At 71.1% G+C, this 14274-nt stretch carries 17 protein-coding genes; 9 read left to right on the forward strand and 8 right to left on the reverse strand.

What is annotated here, in order from left to right; genetic code table 11:
• Positions 1 to 291: 291 nt before the first annotated feature.
• Positions 292 to 501, reverse strand: coding sequence for a winged helix-turn-helix domain-containing protein (locus ACGFIE_RS02145; protein ID WP_393290146.1), 210 nt, complete (start codon positions 499 to 501; stop codon positions 292 to 294).
• A 435-nt stretch (positions 502 to 936) separates the two neighbouring features.
• Here ACGFIE_RS02145 and ACGFIE_RS02150 point away from each other — a divergent pair, with 435 nt between their 5' ends.
• Positions 937 to 1194 carry a hypothetical protein gene (locus ACGFIE_RS02150; RefSeq protein WP_393290148.1) on the forward strand — a complete coding sequence of 86 codons (258 nt, stop codon included), beginning with the start codon at positions 937 to 939 and terminating at the stop codon, positions 1192 to 1194.
• 54 nt (positions 1195 to 1248) lie between these two features.
• On the opposite strand, the gene ACGFIE_RS02155 is transcribed toward ACGFIE_RS02150, so the two are convergent.
• Both ACGFIE_RS02155 and ACGFIE_RS02160 read right to left on the reverse strand, forming a co-directional pair.
• Positions 1249 to 2199, reverse strand: coding sequence for a zinc metalloprotease (locus tag ACGFIE_RS02155; RefSeq protein ID WP_393290150.1), 951 nt, complete (start codon positions 2197 to 2199; stop codon positions 1249 to 1251).
• 150 nt (positions 2200 to 2349) lie between these two features.
• A complete protein-coding gene (locus tag ACGFIE_RS02160; protein WP_393291237.1) occupies positions 2350 to 3255 on the reverse strand; it encodes an RNA polymerase sigma-70 factor in 906 nt (301 codons plus the stop codon).
• A 177-nt stretch (positions 3256 to 3432) separates the two neighbouring features.
• On the opposite strand from ACGFIE_RS02160, the gene ACGFIE_RS02165 reads away from it, so the two are divergent.
• The gene (locus ACGFIE_RS02165; RefSeq protein ID WP_358140039.1) at positions 3433 to 3918 is read left to right on the forward strand and encodes a carboxymuconolactone decarboxylase family protein; all 486 of its coding nucleotides are present in this window, start codon (positions 3433 to 3435) and stop codon (positions 3916 to 3918) included.
• Between the two features lie 51 nt (positions 3919 to 3969).
• Here ACGFIE_RS02165 and ACGFIE_RS02170 read toward each other — a convergent pair whose 3' ends face one another.
• The gene (locus ACGFIE_RS02170; RefSeq protein ID WP_393290152.1) at positions 3970 to 4719 is read right to left on the reverse strand and encodes a TIGR03089 family protein; all 750 of its coding nucleotides are present in this window, start codon (positions 4717 to 4719) and stop codon (positions 3970 to 3972) included.
• A gap of 143 nt (positions 4720 to 4862) precedes the next feature.
• On the opposite strand from ACGFIE_RS02170, the gene ACGFIE_RS02175 reads away from it, so the two are divergent.
• Positions 4863 to 5504, forward strand: coding sequence for a hypothetical protein (locus tag ACGFIE_RS02175; RefSeq protein WP_393290154.1), 642 nt, complete (start codon positions 4863 to 4865; stop codon positions 5502 to 5504).
• A gap of 16 nt (positions 5505 to 5520) precedes the next feature.
• Here the strand turns inward: ACGFIE_RS02175 and ACGFIE_RS02180 are convergent, their stop codons facing one another.
• The gene (locus ACGFIE_RS02180) at positions 5521 to 5886 is read right to left on the reverse strand and encodes a MerR family transcriptional regulator (protein WP_363687752.1); all 366 of its coding nucleotides are present in this window, start codon (positions 5884 to 5886) and stop codon (positions 5521 to 5523) included.
• A gap of 58 nt (positions 5887 to 5944) precedes the next feature.
• Here ACGFIE_RS02180 and ACGFIE_RS02185 point away from each other — a divergent pair, with 58 nt between their 5' ends.
• Positions 5945 to 6844 carry an NAD(P)-dependent oxidoreductase gene (locus ACGFIE_RS02185; protein ID WP_393290156.1) on the forward strand — a complete coding sequence of 300 codons (900 nt, stop codon included), beginning with the start codon at positions 5945 to 5947 and terminating at the stop codon, positions 6842 to 6844.
• A gap of 76 nt (positions 6845 to 6920) precedes the next feature.
• Positions 6921 to 7661: a hypothetical protein gene (locus tag ACGFIE_RS02190; RefSeq protein ID WP_393290158.1), complete on the forward strand. Its 741-nt coding sequence runs from the start codon at positions 6921 to 6923 to the stop codon at positions 7659 to 7661.
• A gap of 6 nt (positions 7662 to 7667) precedes the next feature.
• On the opposite strand, the gene ACGFIE_RS02195 is transcribed toward ACGFIE_RS02190, so the two are convergent.
• The 3 genes from ACGFIE_RS02195 to ligD (ACGFIE_RS02205) are packed head-to-tail and all read right to left on the reverse strand — an operon-like array spanning position 7668 to position 10611.
• Positions 7668 to 8735 (reverse strand): hypothetical protein, encoded by a 1068-nt coding sequence (locus tag ACGFIE_RS02195; RefSeq protein WP_393290160.1) that lies wholly within the window; start codon positions 8733 to 8735, stop codon positions 7668 to 7670.
• 33 nt (positions 8736 to 8768) lie between these two features.
• Positions 8769 to 9680 (reverse strand): non-homologous end-joining DNA ligase, encoded by a 912-nt coding sequence (gene ligD / locus ACGFIE_RS02200; protein ID WP_393290163.1) that lies wholly within the window; start codon positions 9678 to 9680, stop codon positions 8769 to 8771.
• Positions 9670 to 10611, reverse strand: a complete 942-nt coding sequence (gene ligD / locus ACGFIE_RS02205) for a non-homologous end-joining DNA ligase (protein WP_393290165.1) — start codon at positions 10609 to 10611, stop codon at positions 9670 to 9672. Before ligD (ACGFIE_RS02205) ends, ligD (ACGFIE_RS02200) begins: the two co-directional genes overlap by 11 nt.
• 85 nt (positions 10612 to 10696) lie before the next feature.
• On the opposite strand from ligD (ACGFIE_RS02205), the gene ACGFIE_RS02210 reads away from it, so the two are divergent.
• From ACGFIE_RS02210 to ACGFIE_RS02225, 4 genes are all read left to right on the forward strand, one after another.
• Positions 10697 to 11719 (forward strand): Ku protein, encoded by a 1023-nt coding sequence (locus tag ACGFIE_RS02210; protein ID WP_393290167.1) that lies wholly within the window; start codon positions 10697 to 10699, stop codon positions 11717 to 11719.
• Between the two features lie 73 nt (positions 11720 to 11792).
• On the forward strand, positions 11793 to 12431 hold the full coding sequence (locus ACGFIE_RS02215) for a DUF4241 domain-containing protein (protein ID WP_393290168.1): 639 nt from the start codon (positions 11793 to 11795) through the stop codon (positions 12429 to 12431).
• A gap of 100 nt (positions 12432 to 12531) precedes the next feature.
• A complete protein-coding gene (locus ACGFIE_RS02220; RefSeq protein WP_393291239.1) occupies positions 12532 to 13248 on the forward strand; it encodes an FKBP-type peptidyl-prolyl cis-trans isomerase in 717 nt (238 codons plus the stop codon).
• A gap of 188 nt (positions 13249 to 13436) precedes the next feature.
• The gene (locus ACGFIE_RS02225; protein ID WP_393291241.1) at positions 13437 to 14261 is read left to right on the forward strand and encodes a hypothetical protein; all 825 of its coding nucleotides are present in this window, start codon (positions 13437 to 13439) and stop codon (positions 14259 to 14261) included.
• Positions 14262 to 14274: the final 13 nt, after the last annotated feature.

The following is a 14274-nucleotide window of genomic DNA, read 5'->3' on the forward strand; positions in this document are numbered from 1 at the left end:
GCACTCGCGCTGCTGAATGGTGTGCGGTGCGAGCGATCGACCACCCAGCGTGAGCTGGGCTTGGTCCAAGAGTTCGTCAAGCTCCAACCACCAGCGAGCCGCGTGTCAAGCGGCGAGATCCGGGTTGTGGCTGGAGCCGCAACGGGAGGTGGCGTGAAGCCTGGCAATGTGACGATCTGGGATTCCAGGTCGGACACTGGCGACGGATAACTGCCGAACATGCCTCGTTCTGAGACTAGAACCGCGTGTGCCAACCGGGCCGTGACCGAACGCTGAGCCGACCAGCGTGCGTCAGCGCCGGGTGGACTCTGCGACGAAGACGCCGCGCCCCGGGCGCCCAACCAGCACACCCTGCTCCCGCAGCGTCGCGATCGCGCGCTGGATCGTGGAGTGCGAGACATCGTAGGAGTCGGCGAGCGCACGACCTGAGGGCAACTGGCTGCCCGGCGGGTAGGTCCGGTCCTTGATCTTGCTTCGCAGATCGTCTAGCAGCTCGTCCATGGTGGGCGGGATAGGCACGATGCGGCCCCTTGCAGTCGGTTGGCCCACCCAGTATTGATCCACACCCTCGACGTAGGCAATGCATCCGCTGAAAGAGGTGACGGTGGTGACATAGCTGAAGGTGATGATAGTTCAGTAGAAGAGGACGGGGCGGTACTTGACGTAGGTGATGCTGCATCGGTAGCGTCGCTCTCGGTGATGCGGTGCTGCTGCGGTCGGTTGGCGCCTCTCGTACCGGTCTCGCATCGCCGCCGAGACCCCACCCTCCGCGCTCCCCCGGCGCGGCCCTGCTGCCGTACCGCCGATCGAGGCTGCGGTCGCAGGGTGGGGCGGTCTCCGCCGACCGCAACCGGCGGAGGCCGCCCCCTCCACTTCGACGCGACCCGACGAAGGGCGGTCCCCCGTGCGTGACCTGATCCGCCGACTGGTGAGCCGATGACGGAACGTTGGGTGATCCACCTGCCGGTCACCGCACCCGACCTGCTCCGGGCCCGGATCCTCGCCCGGACCGCCGCCCGGGTGCTGGCCCGGCTCAGCGCCCGCGTCGAGCCGGGCGGGGTGACCGTGTCGGCCGAGGACCAGCAGGGCGTACGCCACTGGGTCTTTTGCGACCGGCGACTGCCCGGCGGCGGCCGGTGTGCCCTGCCCGCCGACCACACCGTGCCCTGCTCGCCCCGGCTGCACCGGCGGTGAGGAACGGAAAGGGGCTGGCGGGACACAGCCCGCCAGCCCTCGACACGGCTTGCGTCAGCCGGCGCCGCCGGCGCGGAACGCCACCCAGGCGTCGCTCATCCGGTCCGCCTGACCCACGGTGAACATGTCCATGCAGGAGTCCTGCGTGTAGTCCATGAAGTTGTGGATCGGGTCCAACCCGGGTGCGGTGCAGGTGTCCGCGCCCACCGGGCAGTCGAACTGCGGGGCCGCCTCGCGCGGGGTGTCCGCGACGAAGTCGCCGGACGCGGAGCAGCCGTGCGCGAAGGTGTGCTCCAGCATCAGCCAGTGCCCCACCTCGTGCGTCAGCGTGTCGCCGAGGGCGTACTTGCCGGCCGTGCCGCCCGGCATCGACTCGTCGAGCATCACCACGCCGTCGATGTAATCGCGGCCGTTGTTGTAGCCCTTCGGGAAGTACGCCCAGCCGAGCAGGCCACCGCCGATGTTGGCCGCGTACACGTTCAGGGTGCGGGAGTCGCCCGTGTAGAGGGCCTTCTTCATGTCCCGCTCGTTCTTGCCCGGCTCGACCGTGTACCAGGCGCTGTTCACCGGGAACGTCGTGTCGACGAGCGAGAACCGGAACGGGGTGTCCGAGGCGTTCGCTGCCGTACGGCCCGCGTACGAGTCGTTGAGCACCGTCATCTGGGCCGCGATCAGGGTGTTCCACCTGGTCGTCTCGGCGGCGCTGAGGGGGTGGTCGGAGACCATGTGGAAGACGGTCGGCACGGTGACGCTGCCGTTGGGCAGGCGTGGCGCGTCCTTGATCACGCCGTAGGCGTTGGCCTCGTTCTTGGAGTACAGCGCCGGCTCCTGCGCGGTGGCGCCCTGTGCGACCCGCGCCGCGGTGCCCGGGGCGCACGCCGCGACACCCGGGGAGGCGGTCGCGGGGGCGGCCGTGGCGAGCGCACCGGAGGCGCCGCCGGAGGCCAGGAACGTGGCGGCGGTGGCGGTGAGAACCGCCAGTCGGAAGGTTTGTCTCCTGTACATCGGTGCACCTTTCAGTGAGGGAGCGGTGCGCTGTCGATGACGTCGTATTCCGGTATGAGACCACGCCGATGGCACCGGCAAAAGACCTGCGTACGGGCCTGATCTGGGATGTAACGGCAGGGGCGCGAGGCGCGCTGTTGTGGCCCGACGTCAGCGGCTCAGGACGTTCTCCCGCTGCATGTGGGACAGCTTCTCCGGATTGCGGACTGCGTAGATCCCCGTGATGAGGCCGCCCTCGATACGCACGGCCACGACGGTGTCCAGCTCGCCGTCGAGGTGGACGACAAGCGCCGGGTAGCCGTTGACCTGCGCCGACCGCCACGACGTGCTGCCCGCGACCCTTTCCCAACCGGATGCCAGCGCGCGGGCCACCTTGTCGGCACCGAGGATGGGCTGCGGGACGGCCTGCTTGATCCCGCCACCGTCGCCGAGAAACACCACATCCGGCGCGAGGATGTCGAGCAGGCCCTGCAGATCGCCCATGTCGACCGCCCGCTGGAACGCGTCGAGCGCGCGCCGGGCCTCCGCCGCGGAGACGACCTGGCGGGGCCTGCGGGCCGAGACGTGTGCCCGGGCCCGGTGCGCGATCTGGCGGACGGCAGCGGGGCTCTTGTCCACGGCTTCGGCGATCTCGTCGTACTCGAGGTCGAACACCTCGCGCAGCACGAACACCGCCCGTTCGGTCGGCGCGAGCGTCTCCAGCACGAGCAGCATGGCCATCGAGACGCTGTCGGCCAGCGCGACGTCCTCGGCCACGTCGGGCGCGGTGAGCAGCGGCTCGGGCAGCCAGGATCCGACGTAGGACTCCTTGCGGCGACCGAGCGTCCGCAGCCGGGTGAGCGCCTGGCGGGTGGTGATGCGGACCAGGTAGGCGCGCTGGTCGTGCACTGCGCCCAGGTCGACGCCCGCCCACCGCAGCCAGGTGTCCTGGAGTACGTCCTCCGCGTCGGCGGCCGAGCCGAGCATCTCGTACGCGACGGTGAAGAGCAGGTTGCGGTGGGCGAGGAAGGCCTCGGTGGCCCGGTCCGGCCGGTCGTCGGCTGCGGTCTGCGGCATGTCCACCACTGTGAACTCCTGTTCGCTGTCGACTGCGTCACCCACCAGATGCCGGAGCCGACCGTTCTGTGACACCTTCCCGCCTGTGGCGGTGGTCACCCTGCTCGACCGTCACAGGGCTGTGCTCGCCGGCATCTCATGGTCGTCCGATCGAACACCACAGCAAAGGACGGAACCATGGACGCCCGGTTCAACATGTTCGAGAACGAGTTCGCCATGAAGTTCTTCAAGCGGTTCGCGAACGTCGGCATGGTGCTGCAGCAGTCGCCGCTGCCGAAGTCCACGCAGGAGCTGGTGTCGCTGCGGGCGAGCCAGATCAACGGCTGCGGCTGGTGCATCGACACGCACGCCAAGGAGGCCGTGGCGGCCGGCGAGAGTGCGGTTCGACTCAGCCTGGTCGCCGCCTGGCGCGAGTCCACCGTTTTCACGGAGGCCGAGCAGGCCGCGCTCGCGCTCGCCGAGGAGGGCACCCGGCTCGCCGACGCCTACCAGGGCGTGTCCGACGAGACCTGGGCTCAGGTGCGCAAGCACTACGACGACGACCAGGTCGCCGCGCTTGTCGCGCTTGTCGCCCTGATCAATGCGGCCAACCGGCTCGCCGTGATCGTGCACCAGCGGGGCGGCTCCTACGAGGTCGGCACGTTGGCCGCCGCGTTCGGCTGAACCGGCAACGGACCCGGCCCGGGATCATCCGATCCCGGGCCGGGCACACGCTCAGAGGACCCGGGTGACCTGTTCGGCGGCGACGACCGCGTCCCGCCGCGCCGGGTCGAGGTTGGCGCTGATGACCACCGACGCGCCCGCCGACAGCGGCGCGAGCAACCACTTCAGCGGCTGCTCGGTCTCGGCGGCGTCGACAAGCAGCCGGTCGCCGGCGCGCAGGTCCAGCATCGTGGCGAACTCCCGGGCGAGCGCTCCCCACTGGCCGTAGGTCGTGCCGTCCGCGGTCGCGGGATCCGACGGGTGGATGGCGGTGTGGTCGGGCGTCACGTCGGAGTGGCGGAGCACCTCGGCGGACCAGTCCAGCCAGCCCAGCGGCACGTCGGCCAGCCGCCCCGGCCCGGTGCCGACCAGGTAGCGGTGCGGGGCGTCCGGCACGTCCTCCAGCCAGTCGTCCTGCCGCTCCGGAGTCACGAAGACCGCGTCGAACGGCCGGTCACCGCCGGGCTCCAGCGCCGCCAGGCCCGCCGTGGCGCGCGGCCGGAACGACACCGCCAGGCCGCAGGCCCAGGCGCCCATCAACACCGCGGCGGTACGCCAGTGCGGCGGCAGCAGGACCGCTACGCGGCTGCCGGGTCCGAGACCGCAGCCGTCCCGCAGAAGGCTTGCGCTGCGCGCCGACCAGACGCCTACCTGCTGTGCGGTCAGGTCGACGCGTTCGCCGGTCGCCTCGTCGCGGTAGCTGAGCAGTGGGCTCTCGGCGGCGGGCGGGACCGTGAGGTCGGCCGTGGCGTGTGACTGCATCTGCGTGCTCCCCGGGTGACGACGTCGCCACCACCCTACGCAACGACTTTGGTCGTACGCCTCGTCGGCCGATGGCCATATCGGGTGGCCGGATGGCCCGCGCACGGTGACAGGTGACCCCCGCGACGCCGCCGAGGAGCCCCATGTCGACCGGACCCGACCCCGCCACCACTGACGACCCCTCCGCCGCTGAGCGCACCGCCGCCGCTGAACGTCTGCCCCTGCGCCGGCGGCTCCTGCCGGTGCTGGCGTTGCTGCTGGTCGCGCCGTGGGCGGCCGAGTGCTCGTGGGGCGGCTTCGCCATCGACGGCTTCCTTCCGGTGGTGATCGGCCTCGCTCCGATGTACGGCGGGGCGGCGATCCTGATCCGGGAGACCGCCCGGCGTCTCGGCGCGGGCTGGCCGACAATCGTGCTGCTCGCCGCCGCGTTCGGTGTGCTCCAGGCCGGCCTGGTGGACCAGTCCCTGTTCAACCCCGACTACCTGAATGACACGCAGTACGCCGACACCCGTGCAGCCGCCGAGGCCACGCTGGTGCCGGGGCTCGGATTCAGCCTGCGGCAGGCGTTCGACTACGTGGGCAACCACATCCGGCTCGGCGAGCGTGGTCAGCGCCGCCGCGTTCGCGTACCTGGTGCCGCCGTACTCCCCGGCGAGCCCGGCGGCGGCCCTGGCCGGCGACATCGCGGTAAGCGTCGTCACGGTGGCCCTGGTCGGCGGTGCCTGGTGGCGGCTGCGCCGCGCTTCGCCCGCGCCGCACGTCGCCGCGAACTGAACCGCCCCTGAGCAGGCAGGACGGTGCTCAGGGCTGGTCGCGGACTGAGCCGGCCTGAATGAGGCGGTCCAGGACGGCACGAGCGGCGGCGAGTCGATCCATGGACGTGGTGATCCGGTTGCGCTCCACGGCAAGAGCGTCGAGGAGTTCGGGGCAGGTGGGGGCCAGCACGGTCACGTCGTCGGGGATGCAGGGAAGGATCTCGGCGATCGCCGCGGTGTTCAATCCGGCGGACAGCAACAGTTGGATGTGCCGCACCGTGCCCACCGCCTGCGGCTCGTAGTGGCGGTAGCCGCTCGCGAGACGGGCCGGTCGCAACAGGCCCTGCTCCTCGTAGTAGCGCAGGGCGCGTGGGGTGGTGCCGGCCTGCCGCGCCAGTTCGCTGATCCGCACACCGAGAGCAGATCAGCGCTTGACCTTCACGTCAACGGCAAGGTTTAGCGTCGTCGCTGTGACTCACCGCAATCATGAGGACAACCAACCCGCCACCGTCGCCGTCCTGGGGCTCGGCCCGATGGGCCAAGCGCTGGCCGCCGCGTCGCTCGCAGCCGGTCACCCCACAGTGGTCTGGAACCGCACACCCGGCCGGGCAACCGCGCTCGTGGCAGCCGGGGCGGTGCTCGCTCCGACGGCTGAGGATGCCGCACACCGGGCATCGATCGTCATCGCCTGCGTCATCAACTACCGGGCGGCTCGCGCCGTCCTGTCGGGCCTCGACAGCCCGCCGTCAGGACCGTTCGTCAACCTCAGCAGCGGGCACGCCACCGAGGCGCGGGACCTGGCGACCTGGGCCGCGCAGCGGGGCATCAACTACCTGGACGGCGCCATCCTGACGCCCGCGCCGACCATCGGGACACCGGCCGCGACGATCCTCTACAGCGGTCCGCGTGCCCACTTCGACGACAGCCTTCCCTCGCTGGAGAGCTTCGGCGGCGCCAGCCTCTACCTCGGTCCGGACGCCGGCACGGCAGCAGCGTACGAGATGGCGTTGCTCGACCTGTTCACCATGTCGGTCGGCGGACTCGCGCACGCCTTCGCGCTGGCCCGCGCCGAGGGCATCGCGCCAGCAGAGTTCGCCCGTTTCGCCAGAGGAATCGGCGGCCTGTTGCCCGACATGGCCGACCGGTTCGCCGAGCAACTCACGTCCGGGACCTTCGCCGCCCAGGTTTCCAGCATCGCGTCGGCGGGCTCGGCGGTCACCCACGTCGTCGACGCCGCCACTGCGCGCGGCATCGAGACCGCACCGCTGCGCGCCGTGCAGTCGATCATCGACCGGGCCATCGCGGCGGGCCACGGCGGCGACAGCTACGCCCGGCTCGCCGAGTCGCTCGTGCCAGCCGATCACACGTAGGCGGAGACGTCAGCGGCCAACCGCTGTGACCTGGCGATTACACTCGCGCTCACACCACTTCGGAGGGGGCGGCGCAGTGGGTGAACTGCTGTCCACGGTGGTTCAGGTCGTCAGCTCGTACGTCACCAGACTGCTGGACCGGCGGGCGGTCACGAAGGACGCGAAGGTCGGCGCCCACCTGCTCGACGTGGTCCTCACGCTGCAGGAGCTGTGCCTCAACGGCGACCGTCTCCTGAGACTGGCCGACACCATGATCTCCGGCGTCGAGCCCCGGGCCGACGACCAGACGGAGTTCGCCGCTCTGCTGCGCCGGCAGTCCGCGCTGATCAACCAGCTCCGGACCGGCCTGGACGCCTCCCGCGCCCTGCTCGCCACCGTCGACGTGGAATTCGCGTTCGCGATGGCGCCCTTCCTCGACGCCAAGTCGGGGCTGCTCACCCGCTGGCAGCAACAGGCCGCCCTGAGTCGGTTCTCCACCACCACGCTGTTCTTCCTGCCCGCCGAGGCCCTCACCCGCGCGGTGGCCGCCACCCCGGCCGGCTCGAGCGCCACCGCACTCGACCTCGAACGGACTGACTTCGTTCTGGTGGTGGCGGACGAGGTGCGCGGCGCGCGGCGGCGGGAGGTGGCCGATATCCGTGCCGTCGCGGACGACGAGCGCGCAACTCTGCGAGGCGAGGTGCTGCAGGCCCGCGTCGGCTTGGACACCGCACGGGAGCTGTGTGCCCGACTGCTCGGGGCGACCCAGGAGGCCATCGGCCCGGACGCCACGGCCCAGCTGCGGCGGACTCTGGCGGGCCGGGCAGAAAAGCGCTGACTCAGCTCACTCGGGTGCGCCGCGATCCCAGTCGAAACCGGCAAGGGCAAAAGCGACGCTGCCATCACCTGTGGCATAGACCTTGATCGACTGTAGCCCCAGCGCGCGATTCAGATCTTTCACGTTGGACAGCAGGCGCTGGAAGAGCCCGGTGTTGGTCGCCTCGTCGGCGATGCGGATCTCGTCGAGATACGTCATCTTGCGCGGAAAGGAGAGACGCAGCTCCAGCAGTGCCCGCAGCGCGCCGCCCGCCACGATGCGCAGCGAGACCGCTCCCCCGCCGTCGGCATAGAGCGATACCTCGACCCGCGCCTCGGGCAGCTCCGCCGTCAGCACCTCGCAGAACTGGCGCGGCGTCAGCTTCATCCACTGCCGCCAGGCGGCGAGTGTCGTGTCGTCTGCCCGGTCGATCGTCAGCTTCGGTTCCGTCGCTCGCAGGTCTGCCACCGTCAGCGCCTTGATCCCGGCGGGTCGGGCCCGGGCCCGGGCCTCCTCGTACGGGGCCAACGGCACTCCGGCCTGCACCAGGAGCCGGTCCCAGTCCGGGTCGGGCCAGAACGACCCGGGCAAAAACTCGCCCACCTCACACCAGAGCTCATGCCACCGCCGCACGGCACGAAGCGGCCGGAGGCCGAGTCGCAGGGCGGCGACGATCACGCACCGATGCAGCAGCAGCGTCGCGGCGAGAGTGGCCAGGTTCGCCTTCGGCGCGTCGAGGGCACGCAGCGCCGCGACGGACTGCTGTTCCAGTTCGGTGTACGCCACGAGATCCGGCGCGTCCGTGAGCCGCACCGGCACCGGCGCGTCCAGCACCGACTCGGTATCGGCCGGCTGCCACACGACATCGTCGTTCAGCAGAATCATCCGCAGCACCTGGCCATGGTGGTGCACCACGATCTGTAGGAGCGGATCCCCCTCGGGCAGCGCTCCGCGTTTCAGCCAGGTCACCGCCTCGGCGTAGAGGCGCAGGCTCTCACCGATGGCCGGCACCGTGACGACCACGGCGGGGCCGTCGAGCTCGACCCGCAGCGCCGAAAGCTCACTCAGAGCATCGACAAGCTCACTCTGATGCATTGACGAACTGTAGCGGCAGGTGCCTCACCGGTCTCAGTCGGGCAGTTCGGGGCCACCGTCGAGCAGTGCGGCCAGCAGGTCCCCGTACTCCTCGACCCTGGTCAGGACCTCGGCGGCGGTGAACGGGCGGACGGTCGGTCGCCGGCCGCGGGCGCCGGCCTCGACCTCGTCCCAGGTCAGCGGCGTCGACACCGATGGCACCGACTGGGCGCGCAGCGAGTACGGCGCCACTGTCGTCTTCGCCGCGTTGTTCTGGCTCCAGTCGATGAAGACCTTGCCGGGCCGCAGGTTCTTCGCCATCTTCGACACGATCAGCTTCGGGTGGGCCTTCTCCAACTCCTGGGCGATCCGGCGCGCGTAGGCGGAGACGTCATCGGCGGACCGGGTGCCCGCGATCGGGCAGCACAGTTGCATGCCCTTCTTGCCTGACGTCTTCGGGTACGAGTCGATGCCGTCGTCGGCGAGCCGGTCGCGCATCAGCACCGCCACCGGGCAGCACTCGGCGAGCCCGGCCGGCGGCCCCGGGTCCAGGTCGACGACCATCATGTCCGGGTCCTCGCCCACCTTCCACTGCGGTGTGTGCAGCTCCAACGCGGCGAGGTTGGCCAGCCAGACCAGGGTGGGCAGGTCGTCGGCGACCACGTAGTCGATGGTCTCCCGGCCCTTTGTCGACCCGGGCGCGGGAAGCGTCTCCACCCGCACCCAGTCCGGGGTCGCGGCGGGCTTGTTCTTCTCGAAGAAGGACTTGTCGTCCACCCCGTTGGGGAAGCGGATCCGGGTCACCGGGCGGTCGGCCAGGTGCGGCAGCAGCACCGGGGAGATCCGGGTGTAGTAGTCGATCACCTCACCCTTGGTGAAGCCGACCGCCGGATAGAGGACCTTGTCCAGGTTGGACAGCTCCAGGGGGCGGCCCTCGACGTCCACCCGTAGCTTCTCAACCGGCATCGTCGACCTCCTCCGGCGGCTTGTCCGGGCGCAACCGCAGCACCCGGGGGAAGCGCAGCCGGCCGTCGGGGGTGCGTTGGCCGTACTTCACCTCCACCACCACCCGGGGTTCTACCCAGATGGCGCCCCGGGCATCCTCGCGCGGCACGCCCGGCGCGAACGGTGACACGCCCGAGCGCAGCGGCTCCAGCTCGGCGAGGAGCTGCCGTTCGATGGCCGCGCCGATCCCGCCGCCGACCCGACCCCGGTAGATCAACCGGCCGTCCGGGCCGGGCACCCCGACCAGCAGCCCACCGATGCGGCGCGCGCCCGGCCGCCAGCCGCCCACGACGAAGTCGCCTGTCACCTCCAGCTTGACCTTCACCCAGTCCGGGGAGCGCACCCCGGGGCGGTAGACGGCGCCGACCCGCTTGGCCATCACGCCCTCCAGGCCGTGCTCCCCGGCCGCCTCGTACGTCGCCGGGCCGTCGGCGAAGACCGGCGGCACCGCCCACCGGGCGCCGCCGAGCCCGAGCGCTTCCAGGGCCTCGCGGCGGCGCTCGTACGGCCAGCCGGTGAGGTCCTCACCGTTCCGGCGCAACAGGTCGAAGATCATGTACGTGACCGGCATGACCGCCGCCAACCGGGCCGCCTTGTTGCGGTCCCGCACGTGCATCCGCTCGGCGAGGGCCGTGAACGAGGGCTGCCCGCCCTGGCCGAGCAGCACCACCTCACCGTCGAGCAGCACGTCGTCGACCTGCTCTCCAAGGGTGGCCAGCTCGGGGTACGCGGCGGTGATCTCCACGCCGGAGCGGGCGTACAGGTGCTGGACGCCGCCTGCGATGTCGGCGAGCGCGCGGACCCCGTCCCACTTGAACTCGTACGCCCAGCCGTCACCCGCCGGGAGCGGCCCGGTCATCGCGAGCATCGGCTTGAGCGGCGCGCCGGGCACGACCCGACTGTAGTAGCAGGCCGAACACCTCGCGCCATGTTCTTTCGGATGCGAGCATGGTCGATACCGGGGAAGGGAGCGCAGGATGCGTGCCATCTGGAAGGGAGCCGTGTCGTTCGGGCTCGTCTCGATCGGGGTGAAGCTCTACTCGGCGACCGAGGAGAAGGACATCCGGTTCCACCAGGTGCACCGTGAGGACGGTGGCCGGATCCGCTACAAGCGCACCTGCTCGGTCTGCGGCGAGGAGGTCACCTACGACGACATCGCCAAGGGCTACGACATCGGCGGCGGCGAGATGGTGATCCTCACCGACGAGGACTTCGCCGACCTGCCGCTGACCAGCTCCCGCGCGATCGACGTGCTGGAGTTCGTGCCCGCCGAGCAGGTAGACCCGATCCTCTACAACAAGGCGTACTTCCTGGAGCCGGAGGGCACCGCCACCAAGCCGTACGTGCTGCTGCGCGACGCGCTCATCGACTCGGAGCGGGTGGCCATCGTCAAGGTGGCGCTGCGCCAACGTGAACAGCTCGCCACGTTGCGGGTACGCGAGGGCGTGCTGCTGCTCAACACGATGCTCTGGCCGGACGAGATCCGTACGCCGGACTTCGGTTTCCTCGACGAGGACCTGAAGGTGCGCCCACCCGAGCTGGCCATGGCCAGTTCGCTCATCGACTCGATGACGGGCGAGTTCGAGCCGGACGTCTTCACCGACGACTACCGGGCCGCGTTGCAGGAGGTCATCGACGCCAAGGTGGAGGGTCGTGAGGTCGTCCAGCCGGAGGAGGCCGAGGAGGCGCCGGCCGCGGCGGTGGACCTGATGGCCGCGCTGAAGGCATCGGTGGACCGGGCCCGGGCGGCACGCGGCGAACAGCCTGCACGCGGTGGGGGCGGCGGCGAGCCGACTCCCATCTCGTCGGCCCGCTCGGCGCAGAAGGCGGCCGAGAAGAAGACCGCCAAGGCGCCCGCGAAGAAGACCACGGCGAAGAAGACGACCGAGAAGAAGACCGCCGCCAAGAAGGCCGAGCCGGCGAAGAAGACCGCCGCGAAGAAGACAGAGCCGGCGAAGAAGACGACCGCGCGCAAGACCGCACCCCGCAAGAGCGCCTGACCGTACGGCGGCGACGACTGGTGTCCGCCGGACCGGGTACGCTCCGCCGGCCAGTGCCACCGGAGGAGCCCCCATGCCGTACACCCCTGACCTGGACCGGTTGTTGACGCCCGGCGCCCGCTTCACCGACCAGCACGGCGCATACCTGATCGAGGTCCACCCGTTGGACGACATCGTGCTGCCCACCGGCCAGGTGGTCGGCTGCGACCCGCTGGTCTGCCCGGAGGGCGAGCCGTACACGGTGACCGTGGCGCCGGGGCGGTATCCCGCCCGCGCCTGGGTGGCAGTGGTGCTCCGCGAGGACGCCGAGGTCGACCGGCGGGTGGCCGCGCTGGAGCTGGTGATCTCCGACGCGCCTGCGGTCCGCTGGGAACCGGCCGTCGCGGGCGACCAGGACGTGGCCGCCCTCGGCCCGGACGACTACTTCGGGTACGGAGTGGACGCGGGCGCCGGCACCCTCGCCGACCCGACGGCACTGAGCGTCCTGGAAGGCTGGGATTACGACCAGGTGGAAGAGGTGTTCATCCCGGCCGAGCTGCCCGCCTCGCCCGTTCCGGGGCTGATCACGGCGGTGCTGGACGAGGCCACCGGCGCCAACGTCGTCACCGTGACCACGGGCTGGGGCGACGGCTGCTACGGCACCTGGATCGGGCGGGACACCGACGGCGGCGTGACCTCGTTCGTGACCGACTTCATGGTGGTCCCGGAATAACGTCCCGTGACGGCGTCCCTGGGCGATCCGAGGCCGCCGGGGCGGGCACGGCGGGCCGCCGGGCGAGTACCGTGTGCGTCGGCTTTCCCCCCGGCACCGGGTGCCGGCCACACCTTCGCAGCAGGGAGTCGACGACGTGAGCGAGCGCACGCAGGAGAACCGGTCGGAGGGCCAGAGCCCGGCGACGAAGGCGGGGCGGCGGCTGGCCGCCCAGCTGGCGGCGCAGAAGGCCGCCGAGGCGAAGCGTCGCCGCCAGGCGTGGGCGGGCGGTCTCGCCGGCGTCGCAGTGATGGCGCTGCTGATCGGCGGTTTCGTGTGGATCGACCGGAACCGTGGCGATGACAAGCCCGCCAACCAGGCAGGCGCGACCCCGTCCGCCTCCGCTCCGGCCGCGGACGTCCCCACCGCGCCCCCCGCGCCGCAGCTGCCCGAGGGCGCCGACCCGGCGCTGGGCAGCAAGCCGACGGTGGCGGCGGGCAAGGGCGACCTGAAGAAGCTCACTGTCACCCCGGTGATCAAGGGCAGCGGCCCGGCGGTGAAGAAGGGCCAGACCATCACCACCAACTACGTGGGTGTCTTCTACAAGGACGGCAAGGAGTTCGACTCGTCCTGGAACGCCGGGGAGCCGGCCACCTTCGCCATCGGCGTGGGTCAGGTCATCCCCGGCTGGGACCAGGGCCTGGTCGGCGTGACCGTGGGCAGCCGGGTGCAGCTCGACATTCCGGGTGAGCTGGGGTACGGCAATGACGCGGCCAAGGCCAACGGTCGTCCGACCGGGCCGCTGCGCTTCGTCGTGGACGTGCTCGCCGCCAAGTGACCCGTCCGGATCGCCCCGGTTGTCGCCGTGGCGCGATGGACTTGTTCACATGGGGCTTCCTGGCCGTCACCCTCCGGCAGTAGGTTCGGCGTCACCCCGGGCGGCCCGCCGTCCGGGGTGACCATGGACGCAGGACGGTGGAGGTGCACGTGACGGCGCTGGACGAGCCCGGGCGGACCGCCCGGTTGCTGTGGACGCACTTCGAGCCGGTGCACGCGGTCACGTACTTCCATCCCCGGGCCCGGGCCGCGACCGAGGCGGTCGGCCTGCGCGGCTACTGGCGGGGCTACTTCGCCGGGCGGGCCGCGCCGCTGGGCGCTGTCGAGGCCGCTCCGGTCATCGCCGCGTTCTTCAACTTCGCGCCGCCGATGGTGAGCCGGGCCCTGCCGGCGGTCTGGCGGCTGGCGACCCCACAGGAGGCGTTGCGCGCTCGGCTGACCGGCGCGGTACAGGCCCTCGCGGAGCTGACCTACGAACTTCCGGAGGGGCACCTGGCCGAGGCCGCAGACCTGCTGGAGCGGGCCGCCTCGGCAGCGCAGACCTCCGGTCGGGTGCTCGGCGCGGCAAACGCGGCGCTGCCGGTCGGGGAATACCCTCTGGCCCGCCTCTGGCAGGCCGCCACCACGCTGCGGGAGCTGCGCGGCGACGGGCACAACGCCGCCCTGGTGGCCGCCGGCCTGGACCCGGTGGAGACGCTGGCCTGGCGGGTCGCCGTAGACATGTCGGCGGAGAACCTGCTCGGCCGGGGCTGGTCCGAGGAGCAGTGGCGGGCCGCCCGCGAGCGGCTGACGCAGCGCGGGTGGTTGACCGTCGACGGTACGGCCACCGACGTCGGTCGCGCCGGGTTCCAGGCGGTCGAGGACGCCACCGACCTGGCTGCGGAGCATCCGTGGCGGGTTCTCGGCCCGGACGACACCGCTCGGCTGCGTGAGCTGCTGGAACCGATCGCCCGTTCCTGCCACACGGTGATCCCGCCGAACAGCCCGATCATGCTGCCCGCGCTGCCCGGCTGACCGGAGGCCGGTC

The sequence above is a fragment of the Micromonospora sp. NPDC049275 genome (assembly GCF_043197115.1).
GTDB lineage: Bacteria > Actinomycetota > Actinomycetes > Mycobacteriales > Micromonosporaceae > Micromonospora.

Bases quoted from the DNA above. Each gene is read 5' to 3' on its own strand.
- ACGFIE_RS02145 (WP_393290146.1), bottom strand. From the start codon at position 501: ATGGACGAGCTGCTAGACGATCTGCGAAGCAAGATCAAGGACCGGACC.
- ACGFIE_RS02150 (WP_393290148.1), top strand. From the start codon at position 937: ATGACGGAACGTTGGGTGATCCACCTGCCGGTCACCGCACCCGACCTG.
- ACGFIE_RS02155 (WP_393290150.1), bottom strand. From the start codon at position 2,199: ATGTACAGGAGACAAACCTTCCGACTGGCGGTTCTCACCGCCACCGCC.
- ACGFIE_RS02160 (WP_393291237.1), bottom strand. From the start codon at position 3,255: ATGCCGCAGACCGCAGCCGACGACCGGCCGGACCGGGCCACCGAGGCC.
- ACGFIE_RS02165 (WP_358140039.1), top strand. From the start codon at position 3,433: ATGGACGCCCGGTTCAACATGTTCGAGAACGAGTTCGCCATGAAGTTC.
- ACGFIE_RS02170 (WP_393290152.1), bottom strand. From the start codon at position 4,719: ATGCAGTCACACGCCACGGCCGACCTCACGGTCCCGCCCGCCGCCGAG.
- ACGFIE_RS02175 (WP_393290154.1), top strand. From the start codon at position 4,863: ATGTCGACCGGACCCGACCCCGCCACCACTGACGACCCCTCCGCCGCT.
- ACGFIE_RS02195 (WP_393290160.1), bottom strand. From the start codon at position 8,735: ATGCATCAGAGTGAGCTTGTCGATGCTCTGAGTGAGCTTTCGGCGCTG.
- ligD (WP_393290163.1), bottom strand. From the start codon at position 9,680: ATGCCGGTTGAGAAGCTACGGGTGGACGTCGAGGGCCGCCCCCTGGAG.
- ACGFIE_RS02210 (WP_393290167.1), top strand. From the start codon at position 10,697: ATGCGTGCCATCTGGAAGGGAGCCGTGTCGTTCGGGCTCGTCTCGATC.
- ACGFIE_RS02215 (WP_393290168.1), top strand. From the start codon at position 11,793: ATGCCGTACACCCCTGACCTGGACCGGTTGTTGACGCCCGGCGCCCGC.